Here is an 18,037-nt window from a genome sequence, read left to right as displayed (position 1 = left end):
ATCGACTCGTCACCGAAGTTGCGTATGAGGTAGAGGAGATGTCGTGGACCACATATCCACCGACACCGCTGTGGAGGAGCCACCGTCCCAGGACGGTGCGCACCGGGATACCCGCCCTCGTGGGCGGGTATCTTCTTGCGTACCCGAGGCTCCCGCCGGAGTGCCGGTGGCCGGTTCGACGCTCGGCATCTCCCCGGACCCGGGGCCCGGCACGCTCGGTGCCCTCACCCGCGCCCAGTTGGTACGGCTGTGCGAGGTCGTCGGTCTCTCCGCGGCCGACACGGAGACGTACGCGCGCACCCTGGTCGAGGCGCTGGGCCCGTCCGCCGAGCGGTCGCTGGCCCTGCCTCCCCCGACGCGGACCTTCCTCTCGGACGACCACACGCCCGTCGAGTACTCGCTCTCCTTCAGCCCCGGCCGCGCCCCGTCGCTGCGCGTGCTGATCGAGCCGGGCTGCGGCGCCGACTCCCGTGCCGAGAACGGCCGGATCGGTCTGGAGGCCGTCCGCGCCATGGCCCGGCGCTGGGACTTCTCCACCGAGCGGCTCGACGAGATCGAGGACCTCTTCCTCCCCGCCCAGCCGAAGGGTCCGCTGGCGCTCTGGATCGCCCTGGAACTGGTGCCCGGCGGCGTGCCCAAGGTCAAGGTGTATCTGAACCCAGCCGCGTCAGGGAAGAAACGTTCCGCCAAGACGCTGCGGAAGGCCCTGCGAAGACTCGGGCACAGAGAGGCGTACAAGGCACTGCCGTCGGCCGACGGCCACCCCTTCCTCGCCCTGGACCTGGGCCGGTGGGAGACGCCGCGGGTGAAGGTCTACACCCGGCATCTCGACCTCTCGGTCACCGACGCGGGCGGCCTGTCCCGTACCGGCTCCGGCCCCGGTCCGGCGGAGATCCAGGACTTCTTCCGGGCCACCGCCGCCACCGACAACCTCCTCCGCAGGCCGGGCCTGTCCTGCCACTCCTTCACCGAGACGGAGACCGGCCGTCCCAGTGGCTTCACCCTCCACATCCCGGTCCGCGACTACGCCCGCGACGACGGCGAGGTCCTCGACCGGGCGGTGGACGTCCTGCGGAGCCACGGCATGGACCCCCTCCCGCTGATCCGTTCGCTGCCCGCCCTCACCCCGCGGCGGCCCGAGGACGGAGTGGGCCTCATCGCCTATCTCGCGCTCGTCCACCAGCAGGGCCATCCGCCCCGGGTGACCGCGTACCTGTCTTCCGAGGCCTACGCCGTCAGACCGCCGGCGAAGCTGCGGCGCCGCGCGGCGGCGGGCGTCTAGCCACGACCGCACGACCGCACGACCGCACGACTGGACGACGGGGCCCCGGTGGACCTCCACCGGGGCCCCGTCGCCGCAGTCGGTCACGGACCGGCTCCGACGACAGGCCCTCGCACGGGTCACACGGCCTGGAGTCCCCGCATCTCCTTGAGGTAGGGACCGACGTCGACCTGTATGGAGGTGCCGCCCTCCGCCGTGCCGTAGCGCTTCGCGATGCCGCTCAGGTACGCGTCGACCTCCTCGCGCATCGCGTCCGCGTCCGGCAGCACGACCTCGCCGGCGATGATGCGCGCGACCCAGTGCGTCTGGGCCTCCACGAGCCGGGTGATCGCGCCCATCGGCCGGACCAGGCCGACGAAGTACAGACCGGGCCGACGGGGAGCGACGACGCGCCGGTACAGCTCGACCGACCCGCCCGGGCCGACCGGGCACTCCTCGGGCAGGAACGGGAAGTCCATCTCGTAGCCGGTGCAGTAGACGATCGCGTCGGCCTCCTCCGAGGTCCCGTCGGTGAAGACCACCCGCCTGCCGTCGAGGTGCGCGATCCCCGGCCGCGGGTGCACCGCGCCGTGGCGTATCCGGCTGAGGATCTCGTCCGAGATGGTCACGGGGGAGGAGAAGAGCGGGTGGTCAGGCTCGGGCAGTCCGTAGTCGGACAGGCTGCCCCGCGCGACCTGGAGGGCCCGCTCGGCGAACTCGATCTGCTCGGGCAGGGACATGGCGGTGAACCACGGCACCTCGGCCATCTCGTCGACCGACATGCCGTAGAGCTGCTTGGGGACGATGTGCAGTCCCCGCCGCACCGAGAGCACGGTACGGGCGGCGTGCCGGGAGAGGTCCGTGGCGATGTCCACCGCCGACGCGCCGAGACCCACGACGACGACGCGCTGTCCGGCGAAGTCCGCCCCGTCCTGGTAGTCGACGGAATGCAGGATCCGGCCGGCGAAGCCGTCGGCACCCGGCGGCGCCGGCTTCGGCAGCGTCGGCACCGTGTTGTGCCCCGAGGCGACGACGACATGCGCGAACCGCCGCGACTCCAGCGTCCCGTCCGCCCCTCGGCTGACGACCGTCCACGACGGATCGCCACCCTCCTGCCGCACCGTCACGACCTCGACGCCGAACTCGATCCGGTCGAGCACCCCCGCCCATTCCGCGAAGGACCGCAGATAGGCCGCGACCTCGCTGTGCCGCGGATAGAGGGGGTACGTGTCCGGCATCGGGAACTCGGTGTACCCCGTGAGCTGCTTCGCGGTGTTCAGATGCAGCGACCGGTACCCGGGTCCCGGCTCACCGGCTCCCGGCTGCCGCCAGATCCCGCCGACATCGCCCGCCCGCTCGAGGCAGACGAAGTCGATCCCCGCGGCCGCCAGAGCGCGCGCGGTCGCCAGCCCCGACAGCCCCGCACCGATCACGCACACACTCAAGGTTTCCCCCACAGAACGAACACTCTCCACTCGAACGATCCTTCACTTCCCATCAGCCCCCCGCCTCACACGCGCAACACCGCGAGGCGCCTGTCACACCGCCGGCACCCCACCGAGCCGCGCGCCGACCGGCCGGTTCGGGCCGTCGGTGGCCCTGGCCCCGGTGTGAGGCTACGCCCGGCTGAGCCGGCCGGCCGAGGTGGTGCGGGTTCGGGGTCGGCTCGCGGACGGACGTGCTCATGCCGGTGTGATCAGGTCGATTCGCGGACGGCGAGTTCGTGCTGATGCGATCAGGCCTGCTCGCGGACGACGTGCCCGTGCGGTGTGATCAGGTCGACTCGCGGACGACGAGTTCGTTCGGGATGACCACCGGTGTCATGGGGCCGCCCTCGATGAGGCCGAGGAGCAGGTGGACCGTGGCGATCGCCTGGTCGGCCATGGGGCTGCGCACGGAGGTCAGCGCCGGGGCGGTGTACGCCGCCGCCTCGATGTCGTCGAAACCGACGACGGCCACGTCCTCGGGCACCCGGCGGCCCGCCTCCCGCAGCGTGCGCAGGGCCCCGATCGCCATCAGGTCGTTGGACGCGAAGACCGCGTCGAGCGCCGGATCGTCGTCGAGGAGCTGCCGCATGGCCTCGGCGCCCGACGCCCGGGTGAAGTCGCCGAGCGCGACGATCGACCGCCGGCCGGTTCCCCGCAGCGCCTCGCGGTAGCCCTCCAGTCGCTCCCGGGCCTCGAACAGGTCCAGGGGCCCCGTGATCGCGGCGATCCGGCGCCGTCCGCGCTCCAGCAGATGCCGCACGGCGAGCGCGGCGCCGCCGCTGTTGTCGACCCCGGCGTACGGCACGTCCGGTACGGACGTGCGGTTGAACGAGGCCATCGGCATGCCCGTCCGGGCCAGGGCGGCCGGCAGCGGGTCCGTACCGTGCAGGGCGACGAGCATGACGCCGTCCACATGCCCGCCGGCCACGTACGCCTCGACCCGGGCCCGGCTGCGGTCGGACTCCGCGAGCATCAGCACGACCTGCTTGCCGGCGGCCTCCAGCTCCCTGCTGACGGCGCGCACGACGGTGGCGAACAGGGGATCGTCGGAGACCACTCCCTGGGGCGGATCGGCGACGACGACGGCCACGGCGTCCGTGCGGCGGGTGACGAGATTCCGGGCGGCCGCGTTGGGCACGTAGCCCAGTTCGCGGACGGCCCGCATCACGACCTCGCGGATCTGCGGGGCGACGGTCGTCTCACCGTTGACGACCCGCGAGACGCTCGACTTCGACACACCCGCGCGAGCAGCGACCACTTCCAGCGTGGGCCGTTTCATCGACGTCCATTTCGATCGAAGGTGCCAGAACCACCGGGGAGCGCTCAGGGAGCGTTCTCTGGCGAGAATGAACGCCGGCCCCGCCCATGTCAACGGGCCCGCGCAGGCGGCCTCGTCTTCGTACGGACGCTCCCCGCTCCGCCGTCCGCCGGGCATCTTCACCCCGGTCAGAGGCCCCCATCCGCACCGAACAGGCACTCAGAAACCGCTCCCGGAAAGGCAGTTACGGCGTCATCGATGTGTCGGGCAAGTAAACCGGAGCCTTGACAGCCCATGCGGACCGGCCCATTCTCACCCCTCAGGGAGCGCTCCCTGACCCTTCCCACCCGAGGAGACGCCGTGCGTCCGCTGCTCCGCCGCGTCGGTCTGCTTGTCGCCGTCGTGGCCACCCTGCTCACCTTCGCCACCGTTCCTTCCACCTCCGCCCGCGCCGCGGAAGTCCCGCTGTCCCAGGGCAAGAACGTCACCGCCTCCAGCAGCGAGGGCGCCTTCGCCCCGGCCGCCGCCGTCGACGGCGACACCGGCACCCGCTGGTCCAGCGCCTTCACCGACTCCCAGTGGATCCAGGTCGACCTGGGCGCGAACGCCACCATCAGCCAGGTCACGCTCCGCTGGGAGGCCGCGTACGCGAAGACCTTCCGCATCGAGGTCTCCACCGACGCCACCACCTGGACCACGCTCCACCAGACGGCGTCGGGCACGGGCGGCGTCCAGAACCTCCCCGTCTCCGGCACCGGGCGCTACGTGCGCATGGCCGCGACCGAACGCGCCACCGCCTACGGCTACTCCCTGTGGGAGTTCCAGGTCCACGGCACCGCGGGCGCCGGCTGCGGCGGCACCGACGCCGCCCGAGGCAGGAACGCCACGGCGTCCAGCAGCGAGGGCGCCCTCACCGCGGGCAACGCGGTGGACGGCGACGCCGGCACCCGCTGGTCCAGCGCCTTCGCCGACGCCCAGTGGATCCAGGTCGACCTCGGAGCCGTACGCGAGATCTGCGGCGTGACCCTCGCATGGGAGGCGGCCTTCGCCAGGTCGTTCCGCGTGCAGGTCTCCGACGACGCCTCGTCCTGGCGGACCCTGTACGAGACGACGTCGGGCGCCGGCGGGACGCAGGACCTCACCGTCTCCGGCACCGGGCGCCACGTGCGCATGGCCGCGACCGAACGCGCCACCGCCTACGGCTACTCGCTGTGGACCTTCGCCGTCCGCACCACCGGCACCGACGGCGGGAACACCGGCGGCACCCTGCTCTCCTACGGCCGGCCCGGCTCCGCGTCCTCCTCGCAGAGCGACCAGAACTGCTGGGAATGCACCCCCGCCCGTGCCTTCGACCGCGACCCCGCCTCCCGCTGGGCGACCAGCTCCACCACCGGCTGGACCGACCCCGCCTGGATCGCGGTCGACCTCGGCGCCCCCGCGAAGATCGAGAAGGTCGTCCTCCAGTGGGACCCCGCCCACGCCAGGTCCTTCCAGATCCAGGTCTCCGACAACGGCACCGACTGGACCCCGATCTACTCCACCACGACCGGGGCCGGCTTCAAGCAGACCCTCGCCGTCTCCGGCACCGGCCGCCACGTCCGCATGTACGGCACCGAGCGGGCCACCGCCTACGGCTACTCCCTGTGGGAGTTCCAGGTGTACGGCACCGGCGGCGCCCCGAACCCGGCCCCGCCGCTCCCGCAGGACCCCGCGAACCCGCCGCGGCTCGTGTGGAGCGACGAGTTCGACGGCGCCGCCGGAGGAAAGCCCGACCCGGCCAAGTGGAAGGCCGACCCGGGCACCGGTCAGAACGCCGAGCTGCAGTACTACACCGACCACGACAACGCCGCGCTCGACGGAGCCGGCCACCTCGTCCTGGAGGCCCGCAAGCAGGCCACCCCCGGCAAGGGCTGCCCGCCCGACCCGCTGACCGGCAGCACCACCTGCCAGTACACCTCGGCCCGCATGAACACCGGATCCACGTTCCAGTTCACCTACGGCCGGGTCGAGGCCCGCGTCAAGGTCCCCAAGGGCAACGGCCTGTGGCCCGCCTTCTGGATGATGGGCGGCGACTTCCTGAGCGGCCGGCCGTGGCCGTACAACGGCGAGATCGACATCATGGAGGTCCTCGGCAAGGACGTGAAGACCTCGTACTCCACCGTCCACGCACCCGCCTACAACGGCGCCGGCGGCATCGGAGCACCGTACAGGCTTCCCCAGGACGCCGACTTCTCCGACGACTTCCACACCTGGGCCGCCGACTGGACCAGCAAGGGCATCGTCTACAGCCTCGACGGACGGACGGTCCTCACCCTCGACAAGGAGGAGATCGAGCGGACCCGCGGCCCCTGGATCTTCGACCACCCGCACTACATGATCCTCAACCTCGCGGTCGGCGGCGACTGGCCCGGCCCCACCGACACCACCACCCCCTTCCCCGCCAGGATGCTCGTCGACTACGTACGCGTCTACCAGTAGCCGCCGCCATCGACCGGGGAATCCGCCGGGGCCGCCGCGGACACCGGAGGCGGCCCCGCCGACCCCGCACACCCTGGCCCCCGACGCGTCCGCGACCGGCCAGAGCTCCCGCACCTCCTCTTCCCCCCTCAGCCGTGACACGAGAGGAACAGCCGTGCACAGACATCCACCGATCCGCCTCGGCACCCTGATAGCGGGTGGACTGGCCCTCGTCCTGGCCGCCGCCCTCAGCCTCACGCTCACCAGCCGGCCCGCGTGGGCCGCCACCCTCGTCGTCCAGGCCGAGTCCTACGCGGCGCAGTCCGGCGTCACCGTCGAGGCGACCGCCGACACCGGCGGCGGCCAGAACGCCGCCTACCTCGCCGACGGCGACTGGATGCGCTTCGACGGCGTCGACCTCGGCGCCTCGGGCCCGCTCACCGCCTCGGCCCGCATCGCCTCCGCCACCGGCGGGCCGGGCACCGTCGAACTGCGCACCGGCTCGGCCACCGGCCCCCTGCTCGCCACCTTCGCCGTCACCCAGACCGGTGGATGGCAGAGCTGGACGACCCGGACCGCCACCGTCGCCACCCACCCCACCGGCCCGCAGACGCTGTTCGCCGTCGTGCGCGGCACCGCACCCGGCGACTTCGTCAACATCAACTGGTTCTCCTTCAGCGACGGCGCCACGGGCGGCGGGCCCGGCTGGGTCGCGATCGACCAGGCCGCATGGGACACCCAGCTGGCCCAGTTCCGCGCCATGACCCCCGCCCCCGTCCCTGCGGGCAACGTACGGGTCCCCGAGTTCAACGCCACCTGCGCCTACAGCCACTCCGCCCCCGACGACCCGATCGTCGCCCCCGGCCTGCCCGGCGCCTCCCACATGCACAGCTTCTTCGGCAACAGGAGCACCGACGCGCACACCACGACCCAGAGCCTGCTGGCCAACCCCGGCACCAGCTGCGCCCCGGCGAAGGACCTGTCGGCCTACTGGGTCCCCACCCTCTACCAGGACGGCAGGGCCGTCGAGAGCGACGGCATGATCGTCTACTACGGCTCCAGGCTGCCCGACCCCGCCGCGACGGTCCCCTTCCCCCAGGGCTTCCGCATGATCGCCGGAAACGCCAAGTCCCAGGTCCCCACCCCCGCAGGCTCGGCCAACCAGTTCTTCTGCGCCGGAGAGGGAGGCGAGATCGGCCGCAGCGCCGACGGCAACTGGCCGATCTGCGCACCGACCGCCAAGCTCGTCCACCAGCTGGTCTTCCCCGACTGCTGGGACGGCAAGCACCTCGACAGCCCGGACCACAAGTCCCACGTCGCCTTCACCTACAGCGGCGCGTGCGGCGGCGACCACCCCGTCGCCATCCCGTCCGTCTCCTTCGTCATCAGCTACCCGACCTCCGGGAACGCCGCCGGATTCTCCCTGTCCTCCGGCATGGCGTCCTCCATCCACGGCGACTTCTTCAACGCCTGGGACAACGCGGAGCTCGGCCGGCGGGTGAAGGACTGCATCGTGCAGAGCGCCAAGTGCAACTCCGCCGGCACCTTCTGACCCTCCGGACGGTGTGGGCCCTGCTCGCGGCGCTCCTCGTCACCGGCTGCACCCCGCAGCCGGTGACCGGACCGCCGCGGGCGGCGGCCTTCAACGCCACCGACACCGCGTGGATCCAGCTGATGATCCCCATGAACGAACGGGCCCGCCTGCTCACCGGCCTGGCCCCCTCACGCACGGCGGATCCCGCCCTCGCGGAGCTGGCCGCCCGGACGGGAACGCGGCTGCGGGAGGAAGAGGGGCGACTGCGGGCTCTGCTGGACCTCGCGGGAGTCCCCGACACCCGCCCCCACGAGGGCCACGACATGCCCGGCATGGTCAGCCTCGGCACCCTCGCCGAAGCGAGGGCGGCGACAGGCGCAGCGTTCGAACGGATCCTCGTCGACAGCCTCCGGGCCCACTTCGCGCAAGCCGGCACGCTCTGCGCGAACGAACAGGTCTCCGGAAGCGCGAAGGAGGCGAAGGAGCTGGCCGACACTCTCGGACGGACCGCCGCCGAGGAACTCGGCCGGCTCGGCACGACGCACCGGCCCGAACCATGACCGGACACGGCACGTCCCGCCGTCGACCGAGCGGCACGGGCGCGGCGGGACGTGCGGCGGTCGGCCGGAAGTTCGCCCGGTGGCGCGGATCGCGGAGAACTACGGCGTGCCCGCCAGGCCGGCGCGGGTGAGGGCGCGGGCGACGACGTCCGGTTCCGGCTCCCCGCCGTCCGGGTCGCGCAGCCGTGCCAGCAGCGCCCCCACGTCCCGCAGCGGGCCGGCCTCCGCCTCGGCGAGAAGAGCCTCGATGTCGGGCCCGCCCTCCACCGGGGCGAGCCGCTCCACCAGCAGGCGGGCCGTCTGCGTCCGGTCGGCCAGTTCGGCCATCCCGCAGTCGAGGCCGTCGTCGCCCAGATCCTCCGGGTAGGGGGCGCGGGACCAGGCGCCGTCCTCGTACCAGTAGACGCAGCCGAGTTCGCCGCCGGACCTGCGGTCCTCCAGCTCCTCCCACGGAAGCCACGCGGGGCCGCCGGCGAGGACGTCGACCGGCGGCCGGTGCCGGCGCGTCCCGCTGGACTCGTCCTCGCCGTACAGGACGTAACGGCCGTCCCCCGCGCGCGACATCACCCACCAGGTGCAGCCGCCGTCGTCCCGGTGGAGACCGTCGTCCTCGATCCAGTGGCCGGTGCGGTGGACGCTCGGCCGGCTCTCCACGGCGGCGGTCGTGTGCACGGCGGCCACCAGCGCCCAGCGGGCCCACAGCGTCTCGGCGGGCGGAAGGTCCCCGGGCAGCCCGGGACGATTGATCGTCATGACCCCACCGTACGAGGGCGGTCGCGGGACCCGCGGACGGGGGACCGCCCCGAGCGCGGGGGCCTTGGGCGAGACGGGCGGTTTCTGATGCCGCCGGCCGCGGACCGGGTACACGGACCGGGTACACGGCAGAAGGCAGTCCCCCGATCCGCAGGAAGGCCCTCCCATGCTCGTCGATCTGACAGGACGGACCGCTCTGGTCACCGGTTCCACGCAGGGCATCGGCGCCGCGATCGCCACCGGCCTGGCGCGTGCGGGCGCCCGCGTGGGGGTGAACGGGCGCGGTGAGGAGCGGGTGGAACGCGCGATCGCGGGGATCCGGGCCGAGGTGCCCGACGCGGAGCTGGTCCCCGTCGTCGCCGACGTCGCGAGCGAGGAGGGAGCCCGGCGCGCCGCGGAGGCGCTGCCCCGGGTGGACGTCCTCGTGAACAACCTCGGCATCTTCGGGGAGGCCGACCCGCTGACCATCGACGACGACGAGTGGCGGCGCTACTTCGAGGTGAACGTGCTGGCCGCCGTGCGGCTGATCCGCCACCACCTCCCCGGCATGGGCGAACGCGGCTGGGGCCGGGTGCTGAACATCGCGAGCGACTCGGCCGTGGTGATCCCCGCGGAGATGATCCACTACGGGATGACCAAGACCGCCCTGCTGGCCGTCACACGTGGCTTCGCCAAGCAGGCGGCGGGCAGCGGCGTCACCGTGAACTCCGTCATCGCGGGGCCCACCCGCACCGGCGGGGTCGAGGACTTCGTGTACGAGCTGGTCGACCGCTCCCTGCCCTGGGACGAGGCCCAGCGGGTCTTCATGCGCGAGCACCGCCCCCAGTCGCTGCTGCAACGCCTGATCGAGCCGGAGGAGATCGCCGCCATGGTCGTCTACCTGGCGTCCGACCACGCCTCCGCCACCACCGGGGGTGCCCTGAGGGTCGACGGCGGGTACGTCGACTCGATCCTGCCGTGAGCCTCGTCCGGGGCGGGTCCCGAGGCGGGCCCCGCCCCGGACGAGGGGCTCACCGGGCGCGCTCCAGCAGGTCGGTGCACAGCTCGTCCAGCTCCCGTGCGGGGGCGGGGACCAGCGGCACGGCGCGCAGGGCGCGGCGCGCGGCGTCCAGCCGGCGGTGCGCCTCCTCGTGGGCCGCGGCGCGGCCTCCGGCCGTCTCGACGAGCGCGGCGAGGCGGGCGGCCGTCGCGTCGTCGATCGCCCGGGGCGAGGCGAGCAGTGCCGCGAGTTCCCGCGCCGCGGGCCCTCCGCGGGCCAGGGCGGCGAGGACCGGGTAGGTCTTCTTCCCCCGGCGCAGGTCCGCGTGGACGGGCTTGCCGGTCCTCTCCGGGTCGCCCCAGATGCCGAGGACGTCGTCGATCGCCTGGAACGCGAGGCCGAGCTCGCGGCCGGCGCGGTCGAGCGCGGCCACGGTCGGCTCCGGTGCACCTCCGAGGACCGCCCCGAGGGCGAGCGCGCAGCCCAGCAGGGCGCCCGTCTTGTGCTCGGCCATCGACCGGTACCGCTCCGGCTCGACCGCTCCGGGCCCGAGCCAGGGCCGCTCCTCGAAGCGCAGGTCCTCCGCCTGCCCGGCGACGAGCGCGTTCAAGGTGCCGCAGAGACGGCGGACCGCGGCCGACGCGCGGTCGCCGCGGACCTCGGCGAGCCCCGTCACCGCCTGGGCGAGCAGCGCGTCCCCGGCCAGGACGGCGGGACCCGTGCCGTAGGCCGTCCAGACGGCCGGACGCCTTCTGCGCAGGGCGTCGGCGTCCATGATGTCGTCGTGGAGCAGGGAGAAGGTGTGGACGAGTTCGACGGCCACGGCGCCCGGGACCCCGTCGGCCGGGTCCGCCCCGACGGCCTCCGCCCCGAGCACGGCGAGGGCCTGACGCACCCCCTTGCCCTCGGATCCGGCGGGGTCCGGCGTCCCGTCCGGTCCGGCCCAGCCGAGGGCGTACGCCGCCATCTCACCGGTCCAGGGGTGCAGTCGGCCGACCGCCTCCACCAGCGCGGGCCTGACCAGGGCGCGGCACCGCCGCAGGACGCCGGGCGTCGAGCCCTCGCGACCGGGGGAGCGCCCCGGCCCGCCCCTCGCCTCCGCCCCCCGGACGCCGTCCGGCCCGGCCGTCGGGCGGACCGGGGCCGAGGCTGTCGGCCGGGCGCTCATCGCGAGTCCTCCGGACCGTCCGCCCGCCCACTCTCCGGGTCGGCCGCCCGCGGCTCCCCGGGGTCGGCCGTTCGCGCGCCCTCCGGGTCGGCTGTCCGAAGCCCCTCGGGGTCGGCCGTCCGCAGGGCCTCGGTCCCGACGTCCGGCAGGGCCGGACCGTCCGCCGCGGGCCCGTGCCCGGCGGGCTCCGGCAGCGGTCCGACACCCAGTTCGGCGGCGGCCCCGTCCACCAGCTCCCGCGCGTGGAGCAGCCCGATGCGCTCCAGCGACGAGCGCAGCGCCGTCAGCCCGGCGACGGTGCCGGCGGCGTCGCCGCCGAGGCGCGCCTCGGCCTTGACGAGTCCGAGGCGCGCCAGGGCGGTGCCCCGCGGCTCGTCCATCGAGCGGAACTCGCCGAGGGCGCGCGCGTACTGCTCGCGGGCCTGCTCGTACCGGCCCGCGCGGTACAGGACGTTGCCGCGCATCTTGTGGTTGTACGCGAGCGCGCCGCGCAGCCGTATCTCGCGGCAGGCCTCCTCGGCCCGCGACAGCAGGGCGAGGGCGCGCTCGACGTCCCCGTCGCGCACGGACACCACGTCGGCGATGCCCCTCAGGGCCCAGGCCCAGCCGCGCCGGTCCTCGGCGCGCGACGCGGTCTCCGCCGCCTCCTCGAAGAGGGCCAGGGCCTCGTCGAAGCGCCCGGTGTTCCGGTGCATCTGGGCGATGCCCTCCAGCGCCCAGACGGTGTGCCGGGCCTCGCCGCGCCGGCGCGCCTCCGTCAGCAGCTGCTCGTGCAGGCGGGCCACGGCGTCGTAGTCGCCCTGGATGCGCCCGGTCTCGGCGAGGCCGGCCAGCGAGTAGCCCCGGGCGACGACGTCACCGCCCCGCTCGCCCGCCTCGGACGCCAGCTTCAGCAGCCGGTACGCCAGCCGGAAGGCGCCGCGCTGCCGGGCCAGCGTCCCGCCGCTCCACAGCGCCCAGGCCATGGCCCCTTCGTGGCCGGCGGTACGGGCCGCCCGGTAGCTCGCCTTCCACGCCCGGTCGGCCTCTTCGATCCGCCCGAGCCTCCGGCACGCCTCCGCGACGGCCAGCCGGCAGCGGGCCACCTCGTGGAGGTCTCCGGACCGCTCGGCCGCGCGGACCCCCCGCAGGGCCTCGTCCAGCACCTCCGGGAGGGAGGCGTTCACCGACAGGGAGCCCAGGGCCCCCTGGTACTCGGGCGCGGACGCCCGCGCCGGCCGTGTGCCGGTCCGACCCGTCATCGGGTCCTCCTTCTGTCTTCCGCCGGCTCGACGATCAAGCCGGTGCGGGGGTCAAGACGGCGTCGGCGGGCGGGGGTTCCGCGACGGGGGCAATGTCCGTCCCCGTGCGGGGACGGGGTCCGTCTCCGGTACTACCCGCGGGGACTCGGCCTCCTCAGTGAGATGTACGGGAGGGGTCCGGCGCGTCCGTGCGCGTGGGGCCCGCGGGGACGCGCAGCGCGTCGCGCGGACGACGGTCCGCGTACGGGTAGCGTGCCGCCCGTGTCCGAGCACCCGCGCGATCTCGTCGGCTACGGCGCCGTGCCACCCCGTGCCGCGTGGCCCGGCGGGGCCCGCGTCGCCGTCAGTCTCGTCCTCAACTACGAGGAGGGCGGCGAGCACAGCGTCCTGGACGGCGACGCCTCCTCGGAGGCCTTCCTGCACGAGATCGTCGGGGCGTCGCCGGTGGCCGGCGGCCGCGACCTCAACGTGGAGTCGATGTTCGCGTACGGCGCGCGGGCCGGCTTCTGGCGGGTGCACCGGACGCTCGTGGCCCACCGGACGCCCGTGACCGTGCACGCCGTCGGCCAGGCGCTGGAGCGCAATCCGGCGGCGGCCCGCGCGATGGCCGAGGCCGGCTGGGAGGTGGCGGGGCACGGCTGGCGCTGGACCGACTACCGCGAGGTCCCGGAGGAGGTCGAACGCGCCGACGTCGCGCGGACGGTCGCGACGATCCGGCGGCTGGTGGGCCGACGGCCGGTCGGCTGGTACACGGGCCGGACGAGCGAGGCGACGCGGCGCCTCGTCGCAGGGGAGGGCACGTTCCTCTACGACTCCGACGACTACGCGGACGACCTCCCCTTCTACGTCGAGGCGGCGGGCCGCCCGCACCTCGTGGTGCCGTACAGCCTCGACGCGAACGACTTCAAGTTCCTCCTCGTGCACGGCTTCACGACCGCGGACGACATGCTCGCTTACCTCGTGGACACCTTCGACGCGCTGCACGCGGAGGGGGCGGAGCGGCCCCGCATGATGAGCGTCGGTCTGCACGGCCGGATCATCGGCCGGCCGGGCCGGATCCGGGCGCTGGACGCCTTCCTGCGGCACGTGGCCGGGCGGGGCGGGGCGTGGTGCGCCACGCGTGAGCAGATCGCCCGGCACTGGCTGGCCACGCACCCGCCGTCGCCGCTGTCCTGAACCCGGCGGGTTCCGGAGGGGACGACCGTGGGACCGGGCGTGGGGACAGCGGCCCCCGGGGGATTGACGAGGTCGGCGCACGAAGGTCGAGAAGCCCTGTGTCATGCCCATTGCCGAGGCGGGAGCACCTCGCTATGTTAATCGAAAATCACATGCGCGTGACGGGGGTCCGCTGCACGCGTGCCGCTCGAACGGTAAGTCCACCACGGCATCTCGAATCCTCCGATCCCTCAGGGAAGCAGGTAAGTCAATGGACAACCTCAGCAGGCGAAAGGCGCTGTCGCTCGGTGTGGCCCTCGGCCTCGTGAGCGCGGCGAACCCCCTCCAGGCGTGGGCCGCGACGGGCCCGGCGGCGACGGGCGGGGCCGCCGCGGGCACCGGCCCCGAGTGGATCTGGGACGAGGCGGCGGACCCGCTGATGGCCGCGATGCTCGAACAGGGCAAGGTGCCGGGGATCAACGCCACCTGGGCGTCCTGGGTGAACAACGACGACCCGCTGCCCGCCGGCCTGCCGCCCGAGTTCGCCGCCCACCTGGGGCGGGTCAACAGGCTGCCCTCCTGGGCCGACCCGGCCAAGCTCGCCCGCGCCGCCGACTTCAACCGCCGCCGGGACACGTACCTCTTCATGCTGTACGGGCTCGGCAGCGGCATCATGAGCACCGTCATCCCCCGCGAGGCCAAGAGCGTCTACTGGTCCGCCGGCGGCGCGGACATGCAGGACCGCGCGGCCAAGACCTTCACCTTCGGCTACGACCTGGCGGAGCTGAACGCCTTCGAACCCTCGGGGCAGTTCGTCGTCACGGCCAACAAGACGCGCGTGGTGCACGCCGCCGTCCGCCACCTCCTCCCGCAGTCGCCGCACTGGCGGGCGGTGGCCGACGAGACCGTCCCGATCAGCGCCGCCGACATCCTCGTCACCTTCCACAGCCTGGGCACGTACGTGTACCGGAAGCTGCGGGACTGGCGGATACCCTTCCCGGCCGCCGACCAGGAGGCGTTCCTGCACTCCTGGCAGGTCGCGATGCACCTCCTCGGCGTGCCCGTCGAGCACATCCCCCGCACCTGGGCGGAGGCGGAGCGGCAGTCGGCGCAGGTCCTCACCCCGATCCTCACACCGTCGACCGAGGGCATCGCCCTGGCCGAGGACCTGCTCGGCCTGACCGCCCAGATCGACCTGGGCGTCACCCGCGGCTTCCTCAACGAGTTCGTGCGCTACGTCCTCAGCGACCAGGTGGGCGACTGGCTGGGACTGCGGCGCGACTACGCCGCGGCGGCGCTGGTCCGCACCGCCTGGCCGGCCTTCATCCTCTTCCGCGAAGGCCTGTCGCCGATCATGCCGAAGAGCTTCTACATGTTCGACCAGTTCGTGCGGGCCCTGGCCATGCTCTTCCTCAACAAGGGCTCCTCGGGAAAGACGACCCCCATCACGATCCCCACGGGGAACAGGGCGGCCTGAGGCCCGCCCACCCGGGTCCGCCCCTCCAGCGGACGCCCGGCCGGGGACCCCCTTCCGCCGAGCCCGGCCGGGGACCCTTCCGCTGCCGTCCGGCCGGGGGTTCAGAGGCCCAGCGCGGCCATGGCCAGGCCGGTCGTGGCCGCCCGCTCGGCGGGGCCGTCCCGCCACCGCAGATGGCGGCCCGCCTCCACCACCACGCCGAACGCGGCGTGCGCCAGCGCCCTGGCCTGGCGCGAGTCCAGTTCCGGGCGGACCAGGCGCAGCTGCTGCTCCCACACGCCGACGTGCCGTCGCTGGGCGAGGACCAGGGGCCCCCGCAGCCCTTCGGGAAGGCCGGGGAGCTCGGCCTCGGCGACGCTGTTGAGATCGGTGTACTCGAAGCTGTAGGCCACGTAGGTCGCCGCGAGCGCGACGACGGCCTCCCGCGGGTCCGTCACCCCGTGGAGGCTCCGCTCCACGCCCTGGGACAGCAGCTCCGCCGCCTGGAGGCAGGCCGCGGACAGGATGTCGATCTTTCCGGGGTAGTGGCGGTAGAGCGCGGACGGCGTCAGCCCCACCGCTTCCGCGATCTGCCCGTTCGTGACGCTGGTGAACCCGTCCCGGGCGAACAGCGGGACGGAGGCCGCCAGGATCTCCTCGCGGCGGGTGCGCGGCACCGGCCGTACGGGCAGCGCGACGGCCGGCGCGTCACCCGTCCCCGCCGCCGGGTCGGTCGCGGCCACCCGGAGCGCGGACGCCACCAGCAGCTCCTCGGCCCGCCGGGGGGCGATGGAGGTGTGGTGCATGGTGATGGACCCGATCGCGCCGAGGGCCGCCGTCGCCCGCAGCCGCCCGTCGGGCAGCGGGTGCTCCTTCTGCACGGCGGAGTCCACCCGCTCCACGAGGCGGTCGAACTTCACCCCGAGCCGTCGGCGGTCCTCGCGGTTGAGGTACCGCGCCTCCCACCGGTACACCCCGCCCGACGCGCGATGGGCGACCGTGATCCGGGCGGCGGCGGTCAGGACCTCGGCCGCCGACGCCTCGGGCGCCACCTCGTCGAGGGCCTCGACCAGCCCGTCCACCATGACGTCGGCGCACTCGGCGAACAGCGCGTACTTGTTCGGGAAGTGCCGGTACAGCGCGGTCGCGGTGATGCCGACGCCGACGGCGACCTCCTCCATGGAGGCCGCGTGGTAGCCGCGCTCGCTGAACACCCGGCCGGCCGCGTCGAGGATGAGCTGTCTGCGGTTGCGCGGCCGGGTGGCCGGTACGGGGCGGGCGGACGGGGCGGCGGGAACCATGCCGATCAGTGAATCACACGCCCCCGGACGGCAGGGGACCTTCCGCCGCACCCCCGTCACCTGCCCGTCCCCGCCGGCGGAAGGCGGTCGCCGTCCTCGCGGGCGGACGGCCGGCGCCCGGTGCCGTGGGCGGCTCAGACGTCGTCGTCGGCCTCCGGGGCGCGTTCGAGGAAGAAGTAGAAGAAGGGGCCGTCGGCCGGTACCCCCTTGCCGTTCATGATCCCCATCAGGGTGGTGTCGTCGACCCGCTTGAAGTGGTCGAGGACCGGCTGCCCGTCGTAGACCATGGTCGCCGTCGTCTCCCCGCGGAACTCGACGCTCCACAGGCTGGCCTCGCCCTTGCCGAGCGCGCGGTCGGAGTAGAACGCCCCCTCGGCGTCCCGGCAGATCAGAGGCTTGGCGTCGTGCGGGGACACGAACGTCTTGCCGTACCAGCCGGCCTTCGCCAGCGTGCCGTTCAGGGGATGGCCGGTGCGGAACTCGCCGCCCTTCCACGCCCCGAGGACGTCCTCGGGGCGGACGGCGGTCAGCGCGGCCCAGATCGCGTCGAGCTCGGCCGGGGCGACCGGCCCGTCCTCCTCCCCGAGCTCCTGGAGCTTACGGAACCGGGCGCGGGCCTCGTGCAGGTCCATGCGGATGTCCTCTCGTCGGTGTCGGTGTCGGTGTCGGTGTCGGTGTCGGTGCGAGTGCGAGTGCGAGTGCGAGTGCGGGTGCGGATGCGGATGCCGGTTTGGGGCGGGGTCGGGTTCGGCGGCACGGGCGCGAGGCGCCGGTATCGTGAGCGTCATGAGCTCTGACACGGACCATCCCGGGGGAGCCGTCCGGGTGGAGGCGGAGGACCGCACGGCGCTGAGAATTCTCGACGCCGCCCTGGAGCAGTTCACCCTGCTGGGTCTGCGCCGCTCCTCCGTGGACGACGTGGCCAAGCGCGCCGGGGTCTCCCGCGTCACCGTCTTCCGGCGCTTCCGGAGCAAGGACAGGCTCGTCGAGGCCACGCTGCTCCGTGAACTCACGCGGTTCCACCAGCTGCTGGACGCGACGGTCGCGCCGCTGCCGACGATGGAGGACCGGGTCGTCGAGGGGTTCGCCGTCGCGCTGCGCCACACCCGGGTCCACCCGCTCTTCGGGGGGCTGTTGCGCCTCGAACCCGAACTGGTCCTGCCCCACCTCACCGTACGGGGCAGCTCCACGCTCGCCTCGACCGTCGACTACCTGGCCGTCCACCTGAGCCGCGCGCGGAAGGCCGAGGGCCGCCCAGAGGAGGACCCCCGCCCGCTCGCCGAACTGATGGTGCGCGTCGCCGTGTCCTTCCTGCTCAATCCGGCCGGCTGCGTCGCGATGGACGACGAGGAGCAGGCGCGCGCCTTCGCCCGCCGCTATCTGGCCCCGCTCCTGCACGCCTGACCCGGCCGCCCGCCCCGACGGGC

Annotated in this window: 15 protein-coding genes; 8 read left to right on the top strand and 7 right to left on the bottom strand. The window is 73.7% G+C overall.

Annotated features, from left to right (window positions below; all coding sequences use genetic code 11):
* Positions 1-166: 166 nt before the first annotated feature.
* Complete coding sequence (locus ACF1BN_RS35825; protein WP_392335785.1) at positions 167-1,282, top strand: tryptophan dimethylallyltransferase family protein; 1,116 nt, start codon at positions 167-169, stop codon at positions 1,280-1,282.
* A gap of 119 nt (positions 1,283-1,401) precedes the next feature.
* On the opposite strand, the gene ACF1BN_RS35820 is transcribed toward ACF1BN_RS35825, so the two are convergent.
* Complete coding sequence (locus tag ACF1BN_RS35820) at positions 1,402-2,706, bottom strand: flavin-containing monooxygenase (protein WP_392335784.1); 1,305 nt, start codon at positions 2,704-2,706, stop codon at positions 1,402-1,404.
* 328 nt (positions 2,707-3,034) lie between these two features.
* Entirely contained in the window at positions 3,035-4,027 is a 993-nt protein-coding gene (locus tag ACF1BN_RS35815; protein WP_392335783.1) for a LacI family DNA-binding transcriptional regulator, read from the bottom strand.
* Between the two features lie 339 nt (positions 4,028-4,366).
* On the opposite strand from ACF1BN_RS35815, the gene ACF1BN_RS35810 reads away from it, so the two are divergent.
* The 3 genes from ACF1BN_RS35810 (at position 4,367) to ACF1BN_RS35800 (ending at position 8,557) form a co-directional block, all read left to right on the top strand.
* Complete coding sequence (locus ACF1BN_RS35810; RefSeq protein WP_392335782.1) at positions 4,367-6,484, top strand: discoidin domain-containing protein; 2,118 nt, start codon at positions 4,367-4,369, stop codon at positions 6,482-6,484.
* A 154-nt stretch (positions 6,485-6,638) separates the two neighbouring features.
* Positions 6,639-8,015 carry a DUF1996 domain-containing protein gene (locus tag ACF1BN_RS35805; protein WP_392335781.1) on the top strand — a complete coding sequence of 459 codons (1,377 nt, stop codon included), beginning with the start codon at positions 6,639-6,641 and terminating at the stop codon, positions 8,013-8,015.
* Between the two features lie 11 nt (positions 8,016-8,026).
* Positions 8,027-8,557 (top strand): DUF305 domain-containing protein, encoded by a 531-nt coding sequence (locus ACF1BN_RS35800; protein WP_392335780.1) that lies wholly within the window; start codon positions 8,027-8,029, stop codon positions 8,555-8,557.
* A 99-nt stretch (positions 8,558-8,656) separates the two neighbouring features.
* On the opposite strand, the gene ACF1BN_RS35795 is transcribed toward ACF1BN_RS35800, so the two are convergent.
* Positions 8,657-9,310 (bottom strand): hypothetical protein, encoded by a 654-nt coding sequence (locus ACF1BN_RS35795; protein WP_392335779.1) that lies wholly within the window; start codon positions 9,308-9,310, stop codon positions 8,657-8,659.
* Positions 9,311-9,476: 166 nt separating this feature from the next.
* Between ACF1BN_RS35795 and ACF1BN_RS35790 the strand changes: the two genes are divergently transcribed.
* On the top strand, positions 9,477-10,271 hold the full coding sequence (locus ACF1BN_RS35790; RefSeq protein WP_392335778.1) for an SDR family NAD(P)-dependent oxidoreductase: 795 nt from the start codon (positions 9,477-9,479) through the stop codon (positions 10,269-10,271).
* A gap of 49 nt (positions 10,272-10,320) precedes the next feature.
* Here the strand turns inward: ACF1BN_RS35790 and ACF1BN_RS35785 are convergent, their stop codons facing one another.
* Together ACF1BN_RS35785 and ACF1BN_RS35780 are read right to left on the bottom strand one after the other, a co-directional pair.
* Complete coding sequence (locus ACF1BN_RS35785) at positions 10,321-11,457, bottom strand: polyprenyl synthetase family protein (RefSeq protein WP_392335777.1); 1,137 nt, start codon at positions 11,455-11,457, stop codon at positions 10,321-10,323.
* Positions 11,454-12,698: a tetratricopeptide repeat protein gene (locus ACF1BN_RS35780; RefSeq protein ID WP_392335776.1), complete on the bottom strand. Its 1,245-nt coding sequence runs from the start codon at positions 12,696-12,698 to the stop codon at positions 11,454-11,456. Before ACF1BN_RS35780 ends, ACF1BN_RS35785 begins: the two co-directional genes overlap by 4 nt.
* A 261-nt stretch (positions 12,699-12,959) precedes the next feature.
* Between ACF1BN_RS35780 and puuE the strand changes: the two genes are divergently transcribed.
* On the top strand, positions 12,960-13,874 hold the full coding sequence (puuE, locus tag ACF1BN_RS35775) for an allantoinase PuuE (protein WP_392335775.1): 915 nt from the start codon (positions 12,960-12,962) through the stop codon (positions 13,872-13,874).
* Between the two features lie 250 nt (positions 13,875-14,124).
* A complete protein-coding gene (locus ACF1BN_RS35770) occupies positions 14,125-15,330 on the top strand; it encodes an oxygenase MpaB family protein (RefSeq protein WP_392335774.1) in 1,206 nt (401 codons plus the stop codon).
* 101 nt (positions 15,331-15,431) lie between these two features.
* Here ACF1BN_RS35770 and ACF1BN_RS35765 read toward each other — a convergent pair whose 3' ends face one another.
* Both ACF1BN_RS35765 and ACF1BN_RS35760 read right to left on the bottom strand, forming a co-directional pair.
* Entirely contained in the window at positions 15,432-16,610 is a 1,179-nt protein-coding gene (locus tag ACF1BN_RS35765; protein WP_392335773.1) for a TetR/AcrR family transcriptional regulator, read from the bottom strand.
* 134 nt (positions 16,611-16,744) lie between these two features.
* Positions 16,745-17,242 (bottom strand): DUF4334 domain-containing protein, encoded by a 498-nt coding sequence (locus tag ACF1BN_RS35760; RefSeq protein WP_392335772.1) that lies wholly within the window; start codon positions 17,240-17,242, stop codon positions 16,745-16,747.
* A gap of 154 nt (positions 17,243-17,396) precedes the next feature.
* Between ACF1BN_RS35760 and ACF1BN_RS35755 the strand changes: the two genes are divergently transcribed.
* Entirely contained in the window at positions 17,397-18,014 is a 618-nt protein-coding gene (locus ACF1BN_RS35755) for a TetR/AcrR family transcriptional regulator (protein ID WP_392335771.1), read from the top strand.
* The last annotated feature ends 23 nt before the right edge of the window (positions 18,015-18,037 follow it).

Source organism: Streptomyces sp. NPDC014861 (assembly GCF_043081625.1).
Taxonomy (GTDB): domain Bacteria; phylum Actinomycetota; class Actinomycetes; order Streptomycetales; family Streptomycetaceae; genus Streptomyces.
This window is presented reverse-complemented; position numbering and strand designations above follow the sequence as displayed.

Bases quoted from the DNA above. Each gene is read 5' to 3' on its own strand.
- ACF1BN_RS35755 (WP_392335771.1), top strand. From the start codon at position 17,397: ATGAGCTCTGACACGGACCATCCCGGGGGAGCCGTCCGGGTGGAGGCG.
- ACF1BN_RS35760 (WP_392335772.1), bottom strand. From the start codon at position 17,242: ATGGACCTGCACGAGGCCCGCGCCCGGTTCCGTAAGCTCCAGGAGCTC.
- ACF1BN_RS35770 (WP_392335774.1), top strand. From the start codon at position 14,125: ATGGACAACCTCAGCAGGCGAAAGGCGCTGTCGCTCGGTGTGGCCCTC.
- ACF1BN_RS35780 (WP_392335776.1), bottom strand. From the start codon at position 12,698: ATGACGGGTCGGACCGGCACACGGCCGGCGCGGGCGTCCGCGCCCGAG.
- ACF1BN_RS35815 (WP_392335783.1), bottom strand. From the start codon at position 4,027: ATGAAACGGCCCACGCTGGAAGTGGTCGCTGCTCGCGCGGGTGTGTCG.
- ACF1BN_RS35790 (WP_392335778.1), top strand. From the start codon at position 9,477: ATGCTCGTCGATCTGACAGGACGGACCGCTCTGGTCACCGGTTCCACG.
- ACF1BN_RS35765 (WP_392335773.1), bottom strand. From the start codon at position 16,610: ATGGTTCCCGCCGCCCCGTCCGCCCGCCCCGTACCGGCCACCCGGCCG.
- ACF1BN_RS35785 (WP_392335777.1), bottom strand. From the start codon at position 11,457: ATGAGCGCCCGGCCGACAGCCTCGGCCCCGGTCCGCCCGACGGCCGGG.
- ACF1BN_RS35795 (WP_392335779.1), bottom strand. From the start codon at position 9,310: ATGACGATCAATCGTCCCGGGCTGCCCGGGGACCTTCCGCCCGCCGAG.